We start from the raw sequence: 21,110 nt of genomic DNA on the forward strand, positions 1-21,110 counted from the left end.
AGTTCACAGACGACGCCGGCCGCACCGATGAAGGCTCCTTCGTCCGGACCGTCCGAGCGGAATGTCCCGGTTAAGGCAGTTCTGATTTCCTTGCTCGTCATTCTCGTCAACATCGTGGTCCATGGAGCCATCTTTTTATTTTTCCGCGATTCGGGATTGAATCCGCTGGTGACCGCATTCCTCGCGGTCCTGTGGGGCGTGCTGGGCGTGTACGAGATTTATTATTCTCTGAACTGGGCAGCCGAGCAGTATCCGGACCGGGTCCGGCGCAAGGTACTGCCAATCATATTTATCGGCCCGGCAATACTGCTCTTGGGCTGGCTGGTATTCATGCCTGCGCTTCGCACGCTCTATTTGAGCTTCTTCAATGCGGCTTCGGACCAATTTGTCGGTCTGGACAATTATGCCGCGATCTTTAGCGACAGACTGATGGGAATTGCACTGCGGAACAACCTTCTATGGGTGTTCATAGGCACTCTTGCCTGCGTTACCCTTGGTCTGTTGATTGCCATTCTTGCGGATCGAAGCAGCTTTGAAAAGCTGGCGAAATCGATTATTTTCATGCCGATGGCCATCTCCTTCGTTGCTGCAGGGGTTATATGGAAGTTCGTGTATTATTATCAGCCGGGGAATGAGCAAATCGGCTTGTTGAACGCAATCGTTACCTTTTTCGGCGGAGAGCCGCAGGCATGGACGAGTATGCTTCAACCGTGGAATAATCTGTTCCTCATTCTGATTCTCATCTGGATGCAGACGGGCTTTGCGATGGTGATCTTTTCTGCAGCGATCAAGGGCGTACCCGAGGATATTCTAGAGGCTGCCCGGGTGGACGGAGCAGGAGAGATCAAGATTTTCTTCCGCATCATGATTCCTTATATTTCCGGTACAATACTGACGGTAACGACGACAATTATCGTATTTACACTGAAAATCTTTGATGTCGTCATGGTCATGACCGGAGGCCAATACGACACCGAGGTCGTAGCCACGCAGTTCTACCGCCAGTTCTTCATGTACCGTAACTTTGGCTACGGATCAACCTTGGCGATTGTCCTGCTTATCGCGGTCATTCCCGTAATCATCATCAATTTGCGCCAATTTCGCAAGCAGGGGGGATTCTGATGGTCGGCCGCAAAAAGAGAAAGTCCAGCAAGCTGCTTGTCAATCTGGTGCTTGGCTTCATTTGCCTGATCTGGCTTGTTCCGACGCTCGGCTTGTTCATTTCCTCCTTCCGCCCGGCGGCAGATATCCTCAGTACCGGATGGTGGAAGGTGTTTCCTCATCAGTCCTGGGTGAAGTCTGGAGAGACGGTACAGCTATCGGAGGATCTGGATCTTAGGGAGCCCATTGAAGTCGGCGGAAAAACCTTCACGGACGAGCAACTGAAGTCCGGCGTCATGGTCGATGGCGAACGGCTGATGTGGGAGAACCGCCGGGCTCGAACGTTAAGCGTAATGGAGCAGGGCTGGCAGTTCAATCCGGCCTTGACGCTGGATAATTACAAAAACGTGCTGTCCGGCAAGGAATACCGGCTCAAGGCGGCAGACGGCAGCGAGACGGTGCAGCGCGGCAGCGGATTGTCCCAGGCGTTCTGGAATACGCTCACGATTGCGGTGCCTGCGACAGTGATTCCGGTTTTGATCGCTTCATTTGCAGCTTACGCCTTCGCATGGCTTCGTTTCCCGGGGAGGAAGACGATCTTTGCGATTATTATCGCAATGCTGGTCATTCCGCTGCAGGTAGCGCTGATTCCGGTGCTTAAGGATTACACGGCATTGGGGCTGAACGGGAGTTATTTGGGCATCTGGCTTGCTCACACCGCCTTCGGTCTGCCGCTAGTGACCTATTTCATGTACAACTTCATTAGCCAACTGCCGAAGGATCTGTTTGAGTCGGCGTTCATTGACGGAGCCAGCCATTTCACGATCTTCTCCAGGCTGATCTTGCCTTTATCGGTGCCTGCGCTGGCGTCCATCGGCATTTTCCAGTTCCTGTGGGTGTGGAATGATTACCTTGTCTCGCTGATCTTTATTGGGAACCGGCCGGATGTGCAGGTCATGTCCATGAAGATTGCCGACCTTGTCGGCTCACGGGGCAATGACTGGCATCTCCTGACCTCGGCAGCGTTCATTTCCATGCTAATGCCGCTGGCGATATTCTTCCTTCTGCAAAAATATTTTGTTCGAGGGTTGATGGGCGGCTCGGTCAAGGGGTGACGATTCATCTGGTAACCGTAATATACAGAGAGGTGCCGGGCAGAGATTGCTGCCCGTACCACCGGAGACGGAGTTGAAAATGAACATGAGCTTGAATACTAGAATATATGCTTCTGGTCAGGAACCGCTGTATCGCGATGAGTGGTGTATCCGGGAGACGGGACATCAGGAAGAGGATCATCAGAAGAACGAAAGCTTGTTTGCCTTGGGGAATGGTTATATCGGGATGCGGGGCAATTTGGAGGAAGGTTACCGTGGTACGGCAGGCTCCTCCGTTATAGGAAATTATCTGAACGGTTTCTATGATACGGAACCCATCGTGTATCCGGAGGGGGCTTATGGATATCCGGACCAGAACCATGCCATGCTGAACGTACCTGACGCCAAGGCGATTCTTCTGCTAGTAGAGGGAGAGCTTTTTCATCTGCATACCGGCATTGTGCTGAAATCGGAACGGATTCTCGATATGCGCAGCGGGATGCTCTGCCGGCATATAAAGTGGGAGTCACCTGCCGGGCATCAGGTTGGCATCACAACCCGAAGACTGGTCTCGCTGGAGCATAAGCATTTGGCAGCCATGGAATATGAGGTAACGGCGCTTAATTTTTCAGGGGAGTTATCCTGGATATCCCTGATGAATCCTGTAGTTGCCGGTCCGGAGGGTTCGTCTGATCCTCGGGTAGGCGCGCGGCGGAGCGAGCCGAGCTTGCTGCTTGAGGACAGCGGCTTCCGGGAAGACGGGCTAATGTATTGGATGAGGCATCGTACCCGGCGGACACGGTTTGCACTGGTTACCGCGATGAGCCATTCCTTGGAGGTTCCGGGAGGTGAAGTTCCTGTTCAATATAGCGATGCGGGCCAGCTTGGGATTCGGTTGGACTTTCGCCTGGAAGCCGGGCAATCCGGCAAGCTGACGAAATTCATAGCTTACCATACCTCGCGGGACTATCCCGAGGAAGAATTGCTCAAACTTAGCCGGGAAATGCTGGAGTCCGCCCGCCAAGGCGGCTTCGGCTCCTTGGCGGGGGAGCAGCGGCAGGCGCTCGACTACTTCTGGGGGAAAGCGGATATAGAAATCGGCGGAGACCCGGAAATGCAGCAAGGCGTACGCTTCAATGCCTTTGGCCTGCTGCAGTCCACCGGGCGGGACGGGATGACGAATATCGCGGCAAAAGGTCTGACCGGCGAGGGCTATGAAGGACATTATTTTTGGGATACGGAAATGTATACCCTGCCGTTCTTCACATATACGCTGCCGGAGATTGGAAGAAAGCTGCTGGAGTTTCGCTACAGGACGCTGGATAAGGCTAGAGAGCGGGCTGCCGTCATGTCACAGAGAGGCGCGCTGTACCCTTGGCGGACGATAGCAGGCGAAGAGAATTCGGCCTATTTTCCTGCCGGAACGGCTCAGGTCCATATTAATGCTGATATTTGCTACGGTCTGCAGCAATATGTGCTGGCAACCGGCGATGAGGCCTTTCTTGCGGCGATGGGGGCGGAAATCCTGTTCGAGACTTCCCGGTTTTGGGTTGACCTTGGACATTACAATCCGGCGCGCGGCGGTGCGTTCTGCATTGATGCGGTAACAGGACCGGATGAATATACGGCGATTGTCAATAACAATGCCTATACCAATCTCATGGTGCAGGAACAGCTGCGTTTTGCTTGCCGAACCGCAGAACTGCTGCGTTCAAGCTATCCGGATCATTATGAGCGGCTGAAGCGCAAGATCGGACTCTTGGAGTCTGAGATTGCAGAATGGAAGCGGGCCGGGGAATCGATGTACGTGCCGAAGGACGAGGGGCTTGCTGTTTATGCCCAGGACGATACGTTCCTGCTGAAGAAAAAATGGGACTTTGAAGGCACGCCGGAGGACAACTATCCGCTGCTGCTGCATTACCACCCGCTTGTGATCTATAGGCATCAGGTACTGAAGCAGGCGGATCTCGTCATGGCTCTCTTCCTGCTTGGAGACCGCTTCACAATGGAGGAGAAGGTACGGAATTATCAATATTATGAGCCGCTTACAACGCATGATTCCTCTTTGTCGCCTTGCATCCACAGCATTGTTGCTTCCGAAATCGGCGAGACGGAGGAGGCGTACCGGTATTTCCGCCGGACGGTAAGGATGGACCTGGACGATGTGAACAGAAACGCGAAGGACGGGTTGCATACGGCCGCAATGGCCGGGGCATGGATGGCAGTGGTCCAGGGGTTCGGAGGGATGCGGATGTATGGGGACGGCGTCTTGTCCTTTTCGCCTACGCTTCCTGCCAATTGGAACAGTCTTCGCTTTCGGGTGGCCAAGGAGGGAAGAATGCTTGAGGTCTTTATCAGCCATGAGGAAGTTGCCTATTCCTTGGTTGAAGGGGAGGCACTGAGAATCCGGCACGGTGGACAAGAGGTGGAAATCCTGCCTGAACGAGGTGTGCGCTTAACTTGAAATGCGCTATAATGCCTGTATATAGCTACCTTTTCAGGAGGCATAATGGAGGCGGGAATCTTGTACAAGACGCGAGAAGAAGATATTCGCTACGTGATTTTACTAACCTTGAATACCGGTAAACAAATGTCGGAGGCGTTAATCCGGGCTCATGTGGAGCACCTAAAGCAGTTGGATGATCAGGGCAAGCTTGAACTGTGCGGCCCGTTTGCCGACTATCGGGGCGGGATGGTCATTCTTAAGGGGGTTGCGTATGATGAAGCCAAGGCGATTGCCGAAGCCGATCCTTACGTCTCATCCGGAACGGAGTCTTATGAGCTGAGGACCTGGGAGCTATCGACGGCATCCAATGGTCACATGGGCATGGGTTAAATGATTACAATGAGTTGTTGCATCATAAAGAACTGTATCCGGGACGGAGCTCATCCGCCATCGGGTGCGGTTCTTTTTTTGCAGAAAAATAGGCAGAAAAATAGGTTAACCAATGGACGCTGCAGAGGAAAAGATACAATAACACCTTGTTTCGATAAAAATACACACCGGAATGTAAGCGCTTCTATTCTAAGATGAGAAGGTAATCCATTCAGACAAGGAGGTCGCCAAATGAAACGTTGCAAAACGCTGATCGCCGGGCTCTTATCCCTGTTGCTTTTATGCGGGATATTGCCCGTCTATCCGGCGGCAGCTTCCTCAGGAAGCGGAGCCGCTGACATTCCCGCAGGGAAGGTATTGATCAAGAACAAATGGAAGAACAACTATCTGTACGAAGCCTCGAACGGGACCGTCAGGTACGGCATGACCAACCCGCAGGATGAATCGGCCCATTGGACGGTGGTCACCGAGAACGGGAAGTCGGTGATAAGAAACAGCAAGACGGGAAATTACATCACGGCAGCGCGCACCCCGGAGCGCAATCAGCCGCTCATGACATCTTCACAAGCGGATACCGATGCGGAGAAATGGTTCATTGATCTTTCCAATCGAAGCGGTTATTTGATTATCCGCAGCGCTACCGTGCCGAGCGGCAATCTGGTCATTCACGAAGAGGATCAGCTTGGGTTCGCGGAAGTAAGCGCGGATATCAACATCACCTTCGAGAGTCCGCAGTGGGCGTTTATTTCGCTTGATGAGTCGCCTGTACGAATCGAAAGCCTGATGCGGCCAGGGCATGTTATTTATGAAGAGGAGGGACGGGTCAAGCATGGAGTGATCGCAGCCGGCGATCCGCAGTCCCACTGGTTTCTGGAGGATGACGGAAACGGTCAATTGCAGATCCGCAATCAGGCCACGGGACACGTTATTTTGCAAAATGAGACCACTTATGAGGGGATCGCTGCTGGAGAACCCGATGCCGACAACCGGGCACTAAGCCTGTGGCAGATGGCAGATGCCGCTACTCCGGAGTACGTTGTATTTCAGAATGTCGGATTGCCGGGCAACTGGATGAATCCTCAATTCGAGGATGACAATGTCCGGTCAAATGACTGGGCTGGCGGAGCTGACGGGGTAAATGCCCTTTGGAAGGTCGAGCCTTATTTAGAAGAGTTGCCTTCGGTTCGAATCGGAGCTTACACGGATGAGGCGACCGCTACAGATTATCTGTATGAGGATCAGGGTCAAGTAAAGCATGGAGGTATCGGCAGCAGCGGGTCCGATCCCGATTACCTCTGGATTATCGAGGATTATGATTTCAGCAAGCGAATCCGGAACGCAGGGACAGGCCATTATCTGAAGCTTGAGGGCGACAGCCTGCTTGCAGAATCGCTGCTTGCAGCATCGACTGCTTATGAATGGTCGTTCACGGATTCAGATGCCTACGATGACTACAAGACGATCGGCAGTACTGCCAGTCAGGGGAGATATATAGCGATCGGAACATCGGGGGGGCAAGTGAGAGCAGGAACGGATGCCGAAAGCCTGGAAGCTCAATGGGAGCTTATTGATCCCTCCTTGCCGGCAGGTGAAGGAGAGCGGTATATCCGGATTCAAAACGCTTGGCAGCCTTTCTATCTGTACGAAAATATGGACAGCACTTTGAAATATGGAAATCTCCGCAAGGAGGATAAGCGGGATCAGTGGCTGGTCATTAAGCATCAGGGGAGAAAGCTGCTCCAGAACCGCGAGACCGGAAACTACATGAATATTGCTGATATGCCGGACGGGCATATTCAGGTTACAGCCCTGAGCGATCCCGAACAGGCTCCGCAGGCATACATCTGGAGCGGCAAAAATCTGGGCGGAAACACTTATCTGCTCAGCAATGCTACGGATAAAGTACCAGGTGAGCCGTTCACGAAATTCTTATCTCTGCAAAATCTGACAAAGTATGCTGAGTATAGCGTGATTAATCCGAATTGGGGCAGCCCGCAGTGGAGATTCCTGCCCGTGACAGAGCAAGCAAGTCCATACTTCCGTTTTCAGTTGAAGGACTTCCCGGGCTTGTACCTAAGAGATGCTGAGAATGAGAATTCGGTTACGGATGCGACATACGGACCCATCGATGATGCTTATTCTATTTGGTATTTGCAGCAGCCGGCGGGAAGCAGTGCCTATATGCTTAAGAACCAAGGCAGCGGCAGATTCCTGTCCATCCAGAACCTGGCGGATCAGCAGGTGGAGAGCGAGGATGAGCCGATGCTGCCGGTGGAGACCCGGAGCGAAGTATACGAGGTGTGGGGCAGTATTAAATGGGTTATAGATCCGAAGGCGGACAATGGGAATGTAACCCTTAAGAGCGGCTGGACCGGGCACTACTTATATGCGGTTACGGACGAGAACGGCCAGGCGCTCCTGAAGGTCAGCCGTGCCGAAGGGGCATCGAATCGTCCGGAGGCCCAGTGGATGGCAGAGTCTGTAACCCTTCCTGAACAGCCGATTCCGAATACGCCGGTAAGAATCAAGAGCGCAGTCGAGAATTCCTATCTCTATGAAAATCCGGGAGGCGTCGTCATGTACGGCTCGCTTGCGGACAACAACGGGTATTCCCACTGGGTGATAACAGAAGAGGGCGGTGTCCAGCAGATCCGGAATCGGGCTACCGGACATGATCTGACTTTGAATGAGGACTACATGTTCCTGGAGAGCGTGTTGGATCATCCTGCGGATCAGGGGAGGTCTGACTGGTTGGTCGAGCGCTCGGATGATGGAAAGAATGTGACCATTCGAAGTGCTAGCAGCAGTTATAACGATGAGTATATTCATTTGGAGAATCATCTCGGTTATGCGGAGCGCGGATTGCTTCCGACATCCTATGGGACGGTGCAGTGGTCGCTGGAAGCAGCTCCGCAGGATTTCATCACACCACCCATGGCAGAGGAGCGCAATTTGAACACCTCGACCCCCATTCAGAATGATACGAACGAAATTTATATTTCCTTGAAGACAAAGCCTGATAAAGTACTGGCTGATCAGGCTGGACGATTGGTGTATGCAGACGCTGGGGATACGGCAGCCGCAAAGAGCTGGCTGATGCAGGATTTTAACGGACGGCATTTACTGAAGAACACGACCACAGGCCGTTATCTGACTTTGAGTGGGCAGCTCCAGCCAGCCCTTGCTTCTCAGGCGGGATCGTTGGGAACGCAATGGACTGTTGAGACTAGGGGCGGCTTCTACACACTTGAGAATGCCTCGGCATCAGGTTATTTGTCTGCGGGAACAAGTGTGGCAGGTCCGTCCTATAGTAATAGTGAAGCTGATTATGACGAAGTGTTATGGAGTTTTACGAAGCTTAGTTCAGATGTAACCTATCCTGCGGACGAAGCGTTCCGAGGTGGCGAGGTAATCCGGTTCGCCGTACATGCGGCCGAGGCGCAGCCGTACGATGCGGTGATTCGCTACCGCAATCTCTCCGGGGCAGAGCAGCACCTCCAGCTCCAAGTGAACGGCTTGGATGCGGGCGAACTGCTGGTTTCTGGTGAGACCTCCGGATGGAGAACGGCGGAGGTGAGGCTGAGTCTGCGCGCCGGGATGAACAGCGTGTCCTTGGAAGGAGAAGGCGATGCACTTGTGAAGTCCGGAGTTGCTTCATTGATGGTAAAGAATAGTGTCAATAAAGACTATCGTGGAGCAACTACTCCGTATATCACCTATGAGGCCGAGCATGGAAAGAGTAATGCCGAGCTGATCGGACCTTCCCGGAAATACCGGTCTATGGCTTCGGAGGCCTCTGGCCGCCAAGCGGTTAAGCTTTCGGATATTGGGGATTATGTGGAATTCGAAGCGGCTGAACAGGCGAATTCACTCGTCCTTCGGTATTCGATCCCTGACAGTGCTGATGGAAGCGGGTTAGAGGAGACGTTATCTCTCTATGTGAATGGACAATTTAAGCAGCGTTTGGAGCTGACCTCAAAATATGCTTGGGAATACGGCAGCTACCCGTGGTCCAATGATCCAAGGCAGGGCAGCGGACATCGTTTCTATGATGAAATTCATGCACGAATCGGCGAGGTTCCGGCTGGCTCTGTCATTCGTCTGCAAAAGGATAATGGGGATAATGCAGCGTATTATGTGATCGACCTTGTAGATCTGGAGCAGGTTGAATCGGCGTACGACATGCCTGATGGCTTCCTGTCTGTAACGGAATTCGGGGCGGTGCCGAACGATGGCATCGATGATACAGACGCCTTCAGGGCAGCGCTCGCAGAAGCGATGCTAAGCGGAAAAGGAATATGGTTTCCAGAGGGGAGCTTTGATTTCGGTGATGATCTGCTGGGCCTGGACTCGGCCGTCATCCGGGGTGCCGGAATGTGGCATACCCGCTTGAATGGAGCCAAATTCTATGGACATGGCGGCAGAATTGAAGTTTATGATCTGTTGATTGACGGCGGCATTAACGAACGTGATGATGAGGCCTTTACCAATGCATTTCATGGAGCTTACGGTCAAGGATCGATTCTTCAGCATGTATGGATCGAGCATACAAAGGCCGGTCTCTGGCTGACCCAGCCTATTGGAGAAAGAGCGCGGACCAACGGGTTGTACATGATGGGACTGCGCATCCGCAATTTAATGGCGGACGGCATTAATTTTGCGGTTGGCACAAGCAACAGCATGATGGAGCATAGCGATATCCGCTATCCGGGGGATGACGGGATCGCCATGTGGTCCTTCACGGATGCGAAGCTGAAGGATGTAAACGGGGATGAACGCACACCGAGTGTAAATAACACGGCGCGCTTCAACACCGTGAGCCTGCCATGGCTGGCTGACAATATTGTGGTGTTTGGAGGCAAGGACAACAAAATCCAGGATAACGTGGTAATGGATACCGTAACGAATGGTGCAGGCATTGCTGTCTCTACACGTTTCAGTGCGGAACCGTTTGAAGGCACTACGATTGTTGAACGCAACACGATGCTTCGTGCGGGCAGCTACGATACTGGCTACAGTGTCAGTCTGGGGGCATTGTGGCTGTACGCCGGGGAGAGCAACATGAACGGCAACATCATAGTTCGCAATAATGTGGCGAAGGATAGCACCTACGCCGGGTTGATTCTGCACGGCGATTATGCCATGAACCAGGTTCATCTGCAAAATCTGGTTATTGACGGGACTGGAACGAACGGCATCGATGTTACAGCGAATTTGAAGGGCTCTGCCACCGTGGATAACGTAATCGTCCGTGGAGACAGGGTAAGTATGATATCGAATCCTGCTGAAGCCTTCAGCTTCCTTGAACAGAACAAAGGCTTCGCCTCGGTGAAGAAGCCTGTTGTGGATCCGGGAACGCCGGGAGAAGGCGGTGGCAACGGTAATGCAAATAATAGTGGCACATCACAGAATGGCAGCTCTCAAGGGGAAGGAAGCACGGATACGAATGATAGCAAGCTGACGCAGGGGCTGGCAACGGGAAGCTCAATGGTTGAGATTTCTGTTGGAGACAATGGGGTAGCGGCCTTTAGCTTGAAGCTGTTATCGGAGGAAGCTTCACGGCACCCAGATGCTTCGATTTTGTTGAGTGACCCGCTCACCAAAGGAAGTTTTACTTTCCCGCTCAAGCTGGTGGAGCAGGTTCTTCTTCAGGCAGGAATCACTGACGGGAGTCAGGCGCGTATTGAGTTCGGCATTTTACCTGTGCAAGACACGGTGCAGAGTATTTTGAATGAAAAGGCAGCCGGGCTTGGAATGGGCCAGTCAATACCTGCCGTGAAATTTACAGTTAGCGTCGTGCAAGGGGAGATAGTGAAGGAGCTGTCGCGGTTGCCGGTACGGGTCGAGCGGACTCTTGCGCTGGAAGGACCTTGGAATCCGGATCGTGCGGTGGCACTGCGCTTTGATACGGTAACGGGCGAGCTGAGGTATGTTCCAGCTCTGTTCCGCCAAAATAGCGATGGCAGCTTCACGGCGGTCTTGAAAACGGCTGAGAACGGAATCTTTACCGTGGCCGATCATCCAAAGAGCTTTATCGATCTGGCGGGCCATTGGGCCCGAAAGGATATTGAGAAGCTGGCTTCCCGAATGATCGTGAACGGGATATCGGAAGAGCGTTTCGCGGCCGATCGGCCGGTAACCCGCTCAGAGTTCGCCGCCATGCTGCTTCGGGCGCTTGGCGTGCATCAGGATGCCGAGGAGGGCGACAGCTTGGCTCCGGTATTCACCGATGTAGGACGGGATGACTGGTTCCATGATCCGGTGATGCAGGCTGCCAAGCTGGGGCTGCTGCAGGGCTACACGGATGGAAGCTACCGTCCCCAAGCGGCGATCACCCGCGAAGAAATGGGAGTCATTGCTTATCGGGCAATGACATTGCTGAGCGAAAGCGGGGAGCAGAAGACGGATGCTTCGCTCGAAGCGTTCAGTGATGCCGGTCAGGTCCACGGCTGGTCGCAGGAAGCGATCCGGAGCATGCTCGGAGCCGGGATGATGCAGGGGCGCAGCAACGGCACTTTTGCTCCGGCTGAACAGAGCAGCCGCGCGGAAGCGGCTGTGCTGGTAGCCCGCTTGCTCGTATGGGGACAGCTAATGAATCCATAGGATTGCAATTGTCGAGGATAGACTTACAGAACCGTGTGCAGCTAATCATGCACGCGGTTCTTTTTTGAGGGGAAACAAGTGACAAAAGGCATTAAAATACCGTGAAGGAGCAGAATGGTGGAGTAAACAAGTGCCAAAAAGCAGTAATAAAGCAGCCCGGATCCAAGGCCCCGGGCTGCTTTATTACATTCATCCAGCTGATTACTTAAATTATTTAATTAGCTGGTCTCTAAATTGCTCCAAGGAATCAGTGAGCTTGTAATTCGCTTTGGCTGCTTCGTCCATAAATTTCTTTAAATCGCCGAGAAGCGTTCCTTCAACTGCTGCATCGCCAGAGACAGCATCCGTATATGCTTTTCGAGCTTCTTCATCCATTACCTTGTTTTCGTAAGCGAACAACGGGGTGTTGTTGGCGCCTAGGAATACGGTGTTCTTATAGTTGCTGAACATGGCGGCTACGTCTTCCTTGCTGGAGGAATCCGGATAGTTGTTAAGGAAATCCTCTGCAGCAATTGCCCGCTTAAGCAGCTCTTCCCACGGAATGACGAGGGCTGCATCACGCTGTGAAGCTTGCTCCGATTCGACAGACTTTAGCTTCAAATAAGCCGCTGTATCCTCTGTAGCTATATCACTGTATTGTGCCGTACGGCGATAATCCAGCTCCGGTCCGAACATGCCTTCAGCCGTGTTCAACTGATATCCGCTGTCGAGCGTTTCTTGAAGCAGGGCCTTCAAGTCCGCATCCTTTGCTTTATTGATTAGCTCCTCCAGGCTATCGCCGATTTCATAGATCCCGGCAATCTGTTCCTGATTGTTGCCCGAGAAATACCGGTCTAACAGGCTTTGAAGACCTTCGATCTGAGCATCCTCCAGCGCCAACAGCATCTGGGAGACGTGTTCGGGCTTCAGTTGATCAGCATGCTTGTCGAGGAAATCAAACGCCGCAGGAAGCTTGCCTTCCTGTCCCAGCAAACTTTGAAACTCGCTGACAAGCTGTTCCGAAGCCGCTGCGCCGTCTGAGTTGGAGCTATTATCCGGATTCGTAGAATTCTGATTCTGTCCGGATTGGTTTTGACTATTCTCCTGAATGGCCCCCGTATTGGAATTCGGGGCAACGGAATTATTGGTACATGCGCTTAGTAAGAGAACAGAGCACACGGACATGGCCGCGAGCATTGCTTTTTTGTTGGTTGAAATCATGATAGATTCAATCCTCCTTCATGTAATGAATTACAGCATTCTAGCATACTCTAAACGCGGATCAGGGGAAAAAGGTTTCGCGCCAAATAAAGGATAAGAACCAATGGTCAATAAAAAATGTAATAAAAATAGTGACACAGATGGTTTAATAATCTATACTTATGAGGAAAATTACAATGTAACAGATAGATAAAAGTATTAATACAACAATGAATTGATGTCGGCTGCTTCTGAACTGGAGGTGTTAGACCGTGATTACCCTGCAAGAGGTTAGCAAAAGCTATTCAGGAGAAGCTTCGGCGGTTGAAGCTGTCTCGGTACACATTCGGGAAGGAAGCATTCACGGAATTATCGGACCGAGCGGAGCGGGGAAATCCACGTTATTGCGCATTATGAATGTCCTCGAACGCCCGGATCGAGGCTCCGTTCTTGTTGATGGGCAAAATCTGATGCAGATGGCCGAAGCAGATCTTCGCTCCCTGCGCAGGCAGATGGGTATGGTATTTCAGCAATTTCATCTGCTGCATAACCGAACTGTCAGCGGCAATGTGGCGATTCCGCTGGAAATGGCCGGAGAGCCCAAAAAGTCCAGAGCGGAGCGGATTCAGGAATGTTTGCGGTTCGTTGGGCTGGAGGACAAGGCACAAGAGTATCCTTCCAGTCTGAGCGGCGGACAAAAGCAGCGTGTAGCAATAGCGCGTGCTCTTGCCCCTCGTCCGCGCGTGCTCTTATGTGACGAGCCTACGTCCTCTCTGGATCCGGCAACGACGATGGAGGTTCTGAATGTCCTCAAACATGCTAATGAATCGCTCGGTGTTACCATTGTCATCGTAACCCATGAGATGGAGGTCATTCGGGCTGTCTGTAATGAAGTTACTGTGATGGACCAGGGGAGAATTGTCGACAGCTTTCCGTTGGAACAAGCCCAAACACAGGGCCTAGGCACCGTGTTGTCCTACAGAGAACAGCTGCTTGGAAAGGCTGTGATGCCGGGTGATTGATGTGGAGCTGATGCTGGAACGGGTCGCGCAATATCAGGCTCAGATTACCGAGGCCATTGCGGAGACGTTCATTATGGTAGGCATTTCCCTGACTGCGGCAATTCTGCTGGGCTTGCCCTTGGGTGTTCTTCTCTTTTTCTCGGCAAAGGGACAGCTGTACGAGAACCGTTTCTGGCACCAAGTACTGAACGGCTTTGTAAACATTATTCGCTCCTTTCCCTTTTTGTTATTCGTCGTATTTATGATCCCGGTAACAAGGTGGCTGGTCGGCACCGCGATCGGTACCCTTGCTGCTTCTGTCCCGCTGGCCGTTGTATCGCTGGCGATTTATTCCCGTCAGGTGGAGCAAGCGCTGCATGACGTTCCCCGCGGCATATTGGAAGCCGCCCGGGCAATGGGGGCTACGCGTCTGCAGATCATGTTCAAGTTCCTGCTGGTTGAAGCGCGGTCCGGTCTGATTCTGGGATTGACCAACTCCATGATCAGCTTCATCTCTTACTCAACGGTAATGGGGGTGGTCGGCGGAGGCGGTGTTGGAGATTTTGCGATTCGCTATGGCTATCAGCGCTTTGAGACGGAGCTGATGCTGGCGGTTATTCTGCTCATGATTGTGATCGTTCAGTTTATTCAGCTGTTCGGGAGCCTGCTGTCCCGCTGGCTGGATAAGCGATAAATAACAAGCCAAAGGCTTGAAAATAAAAGAATGGTGGGAGGATGTTGATGATGAAACATACTGGAACAAGAAGAGGCTCTAAGGGGTGGATAGCGGCATTGATGGTAGTTCTGATGCTGTTCAGTGCCGGTTGTGCGAAGAATAATACTTCAGGAGCGGCCGAACCGGACACAAGCTCGAATGCAGCAAAAGAAAACGCGGCAGTAGACCAGGAGGTCACCCTGAAAGTAGCTACTTTAATTCCGCCAATGACGGATATGCTTGAATTAATCAAGCCGCTGCTTAAGGAGGACGGCATCAATCTGGAGCTTGTTGTACTGTCTGATAATGTTCAGCCCAATGATGCCTTGGCTAACAAGGAAGTGGATGCAAACTTTTTCCAGCATGTGCCCTACATGAATGAATACAATGCAAGCAAAGGCTCTAGCATGGTGGCCATTCAGCCGGTTTATCACGCGATCTACGGCGTCTACTCGAAGCGCTATAAGAGCATGGACGAGTTGCCGGATGGAGCGGTAGTTGCCGTAGCCAACGATTCCACGAATTTGGGCCGGTCGCTTGTTATGCTGGAGAAGGCGGGATACATTAAGTTGAAGGACGGGGTTGGCATTAAAGCTACCGTTGCTGATGTTACCGAAAATCCACACAACTTTAAATTTGAAGAGGTCGATCTTCTGATGTTGGCCAGAATGCTGGACGATGCAGATATTGCGCTTATGACACCAGCCTATGCCAGTCCATTAGGGCTGACCCCCAAGAAGGATGCACTCTTGACGGAGACGACGGAATCCGAGTTCGCGATTACACTTGTTGCCCGTGAAGATAACAAGGATTCAGAGCCGATCCGCAAGCTCGCAGAGCGTCTGTCCGGACCGGAAGTGAAGCAATTCCTGGAGGATAATTACAGTGAAATCGCGATTCCGGCATTCGAATAGAGCGGTCCGGCATCAGTTTCATGGAAATAGAGGGTTCCATTCTGCCTTGAAAATGATATAATGTAAACATGATTTCATTTTCATGAAAAGACAGAAACAAAATGCACAGCACTTGTGATTTTTGTTACAGAGAAACGCGAAATGTCGCAGTACTATGAAATCAGCCTATAAACGATAAAAATTTAAATGAATATGGATCTTCGGGGTAAGGTGAAATTCCTGACCGGCGGTGATTGTTATCTGCGGATAGCACAGCCCGCGACTCTCCAGTCTATCTAACGATGAGATTGGCGACTGATCTGGTGAAATTCCAGAGCCGACGGTAAAGTCCGGATGGGAGAAGATCAAAGATAGGCGTGCATGCCCGTTAGCGGGCTTTGCCATGCTTATTTGATCAGCCCCCGAATGTTGACTCAGGTCAATTCGGGGGTTTTCTGCGACAGACCCCATATTCAGAAAGAGGAGCAGGGAATATGGATAATGCATCAAGTGTAAGACTGCAAGGAAGTTCACCTTTAACCGTAACAGGTTCGCGTTCGAAGAGCGGATTCTGGCTGGTCGTGCTGGGGGCGGCCCTTTGGGGTGTAGATCCGTTATTCCGGATCATTCTGCTAGATTATATTACGTCGGCCCAATTGGTTCTGCTGGAGCATGCGATCATTGGAATTATTGCGGCACCGATCCTGTGGAAGAACCGTCGGGAGCTGCTGGGCTTGAAGTGGAAGCAAGCGGGTGCCCTGCTGTTCATCTCCTGGGGCGGTTCAGCCATTGCGACGATTCTGTTCACGAAAGCGCTGGAGGGCGGCAATTTTAACGCGGTATTGCTGCTGCAGAAGATGCAGCCGTTGTTTGCAATCATTCTTGCCAGATTGTTGTTAAAGGAATCGCTGCCAAAGCATTTCTCGTTTCTGCTCACTGTAGCCGTTATCGGCACATATTTTCTGACATTCGGCTTTACGATTCCTTTCGGCCATTGGAACGAGTTCATTCAAGTCGGCAGTCTGTTATCGCTGGGTGCTGCGGCGTTTTGGGGCGGCTCGACGGTGATGGGGAGATTGATGGTTGGTCAGATGAAGTATGAGACCGTGACCGCACTCCGCTTCATTTTGGCTCTTCCGCTGCTGCTCGCAATTACTTGGAATGAAGGAGTGGCATGGAGCTTTCCAAGCAGTACATCTGGAATTGCAGGCTTTTCCTTGAATCTGCTGGGCCAGGCATTATTGCCAGGACTGTTGAGCCTGTTGGTGTATTATAAAGGTCTGACAACGACTAAAGCATCGGTTGCTACGCTTGCGGAATTAAGCTTCCCGATGGTTGGTGTGCTTGTGAACTGGCTCGCATTTCAGGAAAGAATTACTGTGGCGCAAGCGGTGGGCTTCCTGTTGATCTGGTCTGTATTGTTTATGATCTCCAGACAAAGCAAGCCTGCGACAGCGACAGTCCAGTCCTGATTGCCCAAACATAATATAATAGTTCTACGTTTCTAACCAGAAGCGGCCTTGTCTTGAAGCAGACAGGGCCGCTATTTGTATTTTCAAAATCTAATCGAAAAAGCATGCTTTTTCTGGTATTATACAGAGCAAGGTTGAAGTCGGATGTTTTATCCAACCAACATTAAATTGACAACATAAGATGAATAAGAAATGGATCTGAACCCTATGCGAATTCAAATGGATATGCAAACCGTCTTTATCCTGCTGGTTCTGGGACACTTGTTTACCGTAATCCTGATTACCGCTTATAAGCACAAGCAGGTTAAGGACCCGGCTGTCAATACGTTTTACACAGCGAAATGGCTTCAGGCAGCTACATGGGCCATGATGTCTGTTCCGCTGATCACTGACCATATCTTGCTGCTCACAGTTGCCAATATTTTATTGCTGCTTGGGGTATCTTTGGAGACCAAAGCGCTGTTAACGGTAGTTGGCGGATTTAACGCTCACGCACGTCTATTTTATAATTATTTTACAATTTTAGCGATTTTAGGATATTGCAGCATTGTTGTCTTTTACAATACAGAAGGATTTCGAATTGCGGTAGTTTCTTTTTCGACCGCCGTTTTTTTGATTCCTCCGGTACGCAGGATGATCGCTGTTTCGCGTAGATCCATGCTCCGCCTGATCATCGGATATATGTATCTTGTAATCTCCCTGGGGCTGCTGTGCAGAACAATCATGCCATGGATTCCGATCATTCCGGTATCCATGTTTGAGCCTGGGCTTTATCAGAACTTATCCTTCCTGACTCTTTATCTGATTATGATGCTAGGAAATACGGGTTTCGTGCTTCTGTCGAAAGAGCGGGCAGACCGGGAATTGCTGAAATTGGCAAGCTACGATGATCTGACAGGAGCGTTGAACCGCAGATCCTTTACGCTGAAGGCTCAAAAGCTATTGGAAGCAAAGGACCGGAAGAGTCCTGCAAGCTTTATTCTTCTTGATATCGATCACTTCAAGCAAATCAATGATGGTTACGGACATGATGCAGGAGATCGGGTTCTGGAGAATATCGCCTTCATTGTCAGCAGCAGTCTGGAGACTTCAAGCTTGTTCGGAAGATTCGGAGGGGACGAGTTCGCCATTCTGTTGCCGGAGTCGGGAGTGGAGGAGTCGGATGTAATCGCGGAACGGGTTCGCCGTTCAGTGGAATCCCTGGAAATTCGTTACGGGCTCAAGGCAAGCACGATCAGCATGGGGATTGTTACAGTTCCTCCCGATCAAGATATACCGCTGGAAGAACTGTATACGACGAGTGATCTGGCGCTCTACCGGGCCAAGCAACTCGGCCGGAATTGTGCGGCACGAATAGATATCCCATTGGAATAAAATGAGTTCTTTCTGTGATTTATACTCCTGTGCTACGATAGGAATAATTATCTTAATCCGAAATTGGGGTCAGAGAATATCATGAATTCTTCAGTAAGCGTATTTATTGTACTGGCTGCTCTATCCGGCGTGCTTAGCGTACTGCTGACCATTTATTCCTATGTCAATCGCAACCGGTATTCCGGAATCAAACTGTTCTTCTGGATTTCAATCTGCTCTGCAATTTATGCGTTCGGCTTCTCTATGGAGCTTGCCAGTACTTCGCTGGAAGAGATCATGTACTGGGTCAAATTTGAATATCTGGGCATGCCCTTTATTTCGCCTTTGAGCTTGGCGCTAGTTATGTATTATGTGGGAATGGAAAAATACGTCACCAGGCGGAATATCATGCTTCTGCTGGTCATTCCGGCGCTAACCTTTCTCTTCGTCTTGACCAATGAATATCATCATTTGTTCTACCAAGACGTCTATCTGAATCCTGATGCGCCGTCACCGATGATGGATATGAATATGGGTGAATGGTACATCGTTCATGGCAGCTATACGGTGAGCTGCATTCTGACGGGAATTTTCTTGCTGCTCCGGTACTGGAACCGCCGTAAAAATGTACTCCGCAGCCAATTGATTGCTTTGTTTATCGGCTTTGCCCTGCCGTGGGCAGCCGCATTTGTATACTTAATGGGGCTGACGCCTTATCAAATGGACCCGGTGCCACTCATTATGTGCATCACCTCTTTCTTTTATATGTGGGCGATTCGAACCTCCGGCTTGCTGGTCGCCTCTCCGGTGGCTAGGGAGTATATCTTTGATAGTATGCGGGACGGGGTATTAGTTGTTGATCCGCAAGGCTTCCTGGCCGATTATAATCCCGCGGCCGAGGTGATGATTCCAGGGCTTCAGGCAGACTGTATCGCCAGACCGGTCAACCAGATTCGGCTGACCGAGGATTTTGATGAAGAAATCTTTGAGTTCTACCCGGATTCCAATCTGATTCATATCAAGGAAGTTGGCTGGAATATCGGTCATGTGGCTTGCCATTATAAAATTCAATCCTCACCGGTCATTAACCGGAGAGGCCAGTTTGTAGGCCGTACATATACGGTCCTGGATGTGACCGAGCAAGTCCGGTTGGAGGAAGAGCTCCGCAGACTTGCTACTTACGATGGGCTTACCGACATATATAACAGGACTCATTTCATGCAGGAGAGCCAAAGAGAGCTGGAGACCGCAAATCGTAATGCTCAGCCCTTCTCCTTAATGATGATTGATATCGACCATTTCAAGCGGATCAATGACCTCTTTGGTCATGATACTGGCGACTTAGCGCTTCGGCATATCGCCTCGATCTTAAAGGGGAGGCTCGCTAATGAGTATTTATTGGGCCGATATGGAGGAGAGGAGTTCGTGGCGGCTTTGCCTGGTCTGGACCTGCGGGAGGCTGCCTTGTTTGCTGAGGAGCTTCGCCGAGAAATTGAGCTTGTCCCTCTGAATTGTGCTGCCGGAGAGATTGGAATCACGGCCAGCTTTGGCGTAGCGGAATCCCGTCTGGATGGCGCTCCGTTGGAGAGTATCTTTACGGAGGCGGACAAAGCGCTCTATGCCTCCAAGAAGAACGGCCGAAATCGGGTAAGTACCGCTTCCTAATTGTTTTTGCTATTTATATATTGAAGGGATATGAAAGTCATGAGACAATCGCAAAGCTTAAGCGGATTCACATCGGCAACGGTAGTGGCTACGACATCCAACTTTATTATGGTGCGTGAGGGGCCTTTTACCCACACTTATCGCACGGTGATCCGGCTGCGGGAGCAAGGAACATTGAAGCTGTGCTTCGGCTTCTCGAATGCCGTGGATTCGACTTGGGAGCAGGGAACAATCGCCTGGGCCGGACGCGAAGGCGGGGCATGGCGTATTGAGGCTGCCTGTATTGCAGATGGGGGAAGAGACCAAAGCTGCAGTTACAATGAAGAAACGCTGGTAAATCTGACCTTTGGAGGAGCTGGTACAAGGGACGTGTTTCCCGGAGAACAGTTCTATAGCGATCCTGTTGAAATTTACTTGCCCGACGGGCATGATTTGATGTTTAGCTGGACCCTTTCTGCTGGACCGGGTGCTTCAATTCCTTACAATACAGAGCAGATGCTGGTCACAGCCTATGATGCCCCAGGCTTCCGGGCGGCTCAGCCGAATGAGGATGGATTTCGTAAATCGGACAACCTGCTCGTGCTTCCATCCTGGATTGGTTATGAGACGGATACCGTACAGGAGCTGGTGTTCTTTGGCGATTCTATCACGCAGGGTGTACGTACGGCTCAGGATGGCTATGACTATTGGGTCGCAAAAATCGCGAATCAACTCGGCTCCTCCTGCGGGGTATGGAATCTTGGCTCCGGCTGGGCTAGAGCCTACGATGCTGCAACCGATACGGCTTGGCTAAGCAAAGCAAAGCGGGGCAAAGACAAGATCGTGCTCTGCTTGGGAGTCAATGATATCGATATTGGCTGCCGCACCGCTGAACAACTGATGGCCGATCTGCAGGATTTGATCCATCGCTTGAAGAACCACAATTCTGATGTGAAAATTATTTTGTGCACTGTACCTCCGTTCAACTTCGCGGAGGAGCGGGAACAGATTTGGCGCACAGTCAATGCACAGATCCGCGGGCTAAGCCTGAACGGCGTAGACCGTGTGTTCGATATTGCGGAGGTGCTGTCCCAGCCGGCACCGCATGAGCATCTGCTGCAGCGGCAATTTATGAGCTCGGAATTTGATCCACATCCTAACGGCCATGCCGGAACCAAGATCGCCGAAGCATTTTTACGTTGGTATTAATCCAAGCGGT

General features: G+C 51.3%; 13 protein-coding genes and 1 riboswitch. Of the genes, 12 read left to right on the top strand and 1 reads right to left on the bottom strand.

Features of this window, described 5'->3' with window-relative positions:
• Nucleotides 1–27 precede the first annotated feature (27 nt).
• From KQJ23_RS05075 to KQJ23_RS05095, 5 genes are all read left to right on the top strand, one after another.
• Nucleotides 28–1,122, top strand: a complete 1,095-nt coding sequence (locus KQJ23_RS05075) for a carbohydrate ABC transporter permease (RefSeq protein WP_216477664.1) — start codon at nucleotides 28–30, stop codon at nucleotides 1,120–1,122.
• The gene (locus KQJ23_RS05080) at nucleotides 1,122–2,216 is read left to right on the top strand and encodes a carbohydrate ABC transporter permease (protein ID WP_216477597.1); all 1,095 of its coding nucleotides are present in this window, start codon (nucleotides 1,122–1,124) and stop codon (nucleotides 2,214–2,216) included. The genes KQJ23_RS05075 and KQJ23_RS05080 overlap by 1 nt, the downstream gene beginning before the upstream one ends.
• 91 nt (nucleotides 2,217–2,307) lie before the next feature.
• Complete coding sequence (locus KQJ23_RS05085) at nucleotides 2,308–4,659, top strand: glycoside hydrolase family 65 protein (RefSeq protein WP_249529506.1); 2,352 nt, start codon at nucleotides 2,308–2,310, stop codon at nucleotides 4,657–4,659.
• A gap of 45 nt (nucleotides 4,660–4,704) precedes the next feature.
• Nucleotides 4,705–5,031 (top strand): YciI family protein, encoded by a 327-nt coding sequence (locus tag KQJ23_RS05090; protein WP_216477599.1) that lies wholly within the window; start codon nucleotides 4,705–4,707, stop codon nucleotides 5,029–5,031.
• Between the two features lie 231 nt (nucleotides 5,032–5,262).
• The gene (locus tag KQJ23_RS05095) at nucleotides 5,263–11,634 is read left to right on the top strand and encodes an S-layer homology domain-containing protein (RefSeq protein WP_216477600.1); all 6,372 of its coding nucleotides are present in this window, start codon (nucleotides 5,263–5,265) and stop codon (nucleotides 11,632–11,634) included.
• Between the two features lie 210 nt (nucleotides 11,635–11,844).
• Here KQJ23_RS05095 and KQJ23_RS05100 read toward each other — a convergent pair whose 3' ends face one another.
• Nucleotides 11,845–12,834 (bottom strand): hypothetical protein, encoded by a 990-nt coding sequence (locus KQJ23_RS05100; RefSeq protein ID WP_216477601.1) that lies wholly within the window; start codon nucleotides 12,832–12,834, stop codon nucleotides 11,845–11,847.
• Between the two features lie 251 nt (nucleotides 12,835–13,085).
• Between KQJ23_RS05100 and KQJ23_RS05105 the strand changes: the two genes are divergently transcribed.
• From KQJ23_RS05105 to KQJ23_RS05135, 7 genes are all read left to right on the top strand, one after another.
• Nucleotides 13,086–13,835, top strand: a complete 750-nt coding sequence (locus KQJ23_RS05105; protein ID WP_216477602.1) for a methionine ABC transporter ATP-binding protein — start codon at nucleotides 13,086–13,088, stop codon at nucleotides 13,833–13,835.
• Between the two features lie 10 nt (nucleotides 13,836–13,845).
• Nucleotides 13,846–14,508 (top strand): methionine ABC transporter permease, encoded by a 663-nt coding sequence (locus KQJ23_RS05110; RefSeq protein WP_216477665.1) that lies wholly within the window; start codon nucleotides 13,846–13,848, stop codon nucleotides 14,506–14,508.
• 47 nt (nucleotides 14,509–14,555) lie between these two features.
• Nucleotides 14,556–15,443, top strand: coding sequence for a MetQ/NlpA family ABC transporter substrate-binding protein (locus KQJ23_RS05115; RefSeq protein WP_249529507.1), 888 nt, complete (start codon nucleotides 14,556–14,558; stop codon nucleotides 15,441–15,443).
• 192 nt (nucleotides 15,444–15,635) lie between these two features.
• Nucleotides 15,636–15,792, top strand: a riboswitch (FMN riboswitch).
• Between the two features lie 124 nt (nucleotides 15,793–15,916).
• A complete protein-coding gene (locus KQJ23_RS05120; RefSeq protein ID WP_212938801.1) occupies nucleotides 15,917–16,894 on the top strand; it encodes a DMT family transporter in 978 nt (325 codons plus the stop codon).
• Nucleotides 16,895–17,113: 219 nt separating this feature from the next.
• On the top strand, nucleotides 17,114–18,268 hold the full coding sequence (locus KQJ23_RS05125) for a GGDEF domain-containing protein (protein ID WP_216477603.1): 1,155 nt from the start codon (nucleotides 17,114–17,116) through the stop codon (nucleotides 18,266–18,268).
• A gap of 81 nt (nucleotides 18,269–18,349) precedes the next feature.
• Nucleotides 18,350–19,912, top strand: a complete 1,563-nt coding sequence (locus tag KQJ23_RS05130; RefSeq protein ID WP_216477604.1) for a histidine kinase N-terminal 7TM domain-containing diguanylate cyclase — start codon at nucleotides 18,350–18,352, stop codon at nucleotides 19,910–19,912.
• Nucleotides 19,913–19,951: 39 nt separating this feature from the next.
• Nucleotides 19,952–21,100: an SGNH/GDSL hydrolase family protein gene (locus KQJ23_RS05135; protein WP_216477605.1), complete on the top strand. Its 1,149-nt coding sequence runs from the start codon at nucleotides 19,952–19,954 to the stop codon at nucleotides 21,098–21,100.
• Nucleotides 21,101–21,110: the final 10 nt, after the last annotated feature.

Source organism: Paenibacillus brevis (assembly GCF_018919145.1).
GTDB lineage: Bacteria > Bacillota > Bacilli > Paenibacillales > Paenibacillaceae > Fontibacillus > Fontibacillus brevis.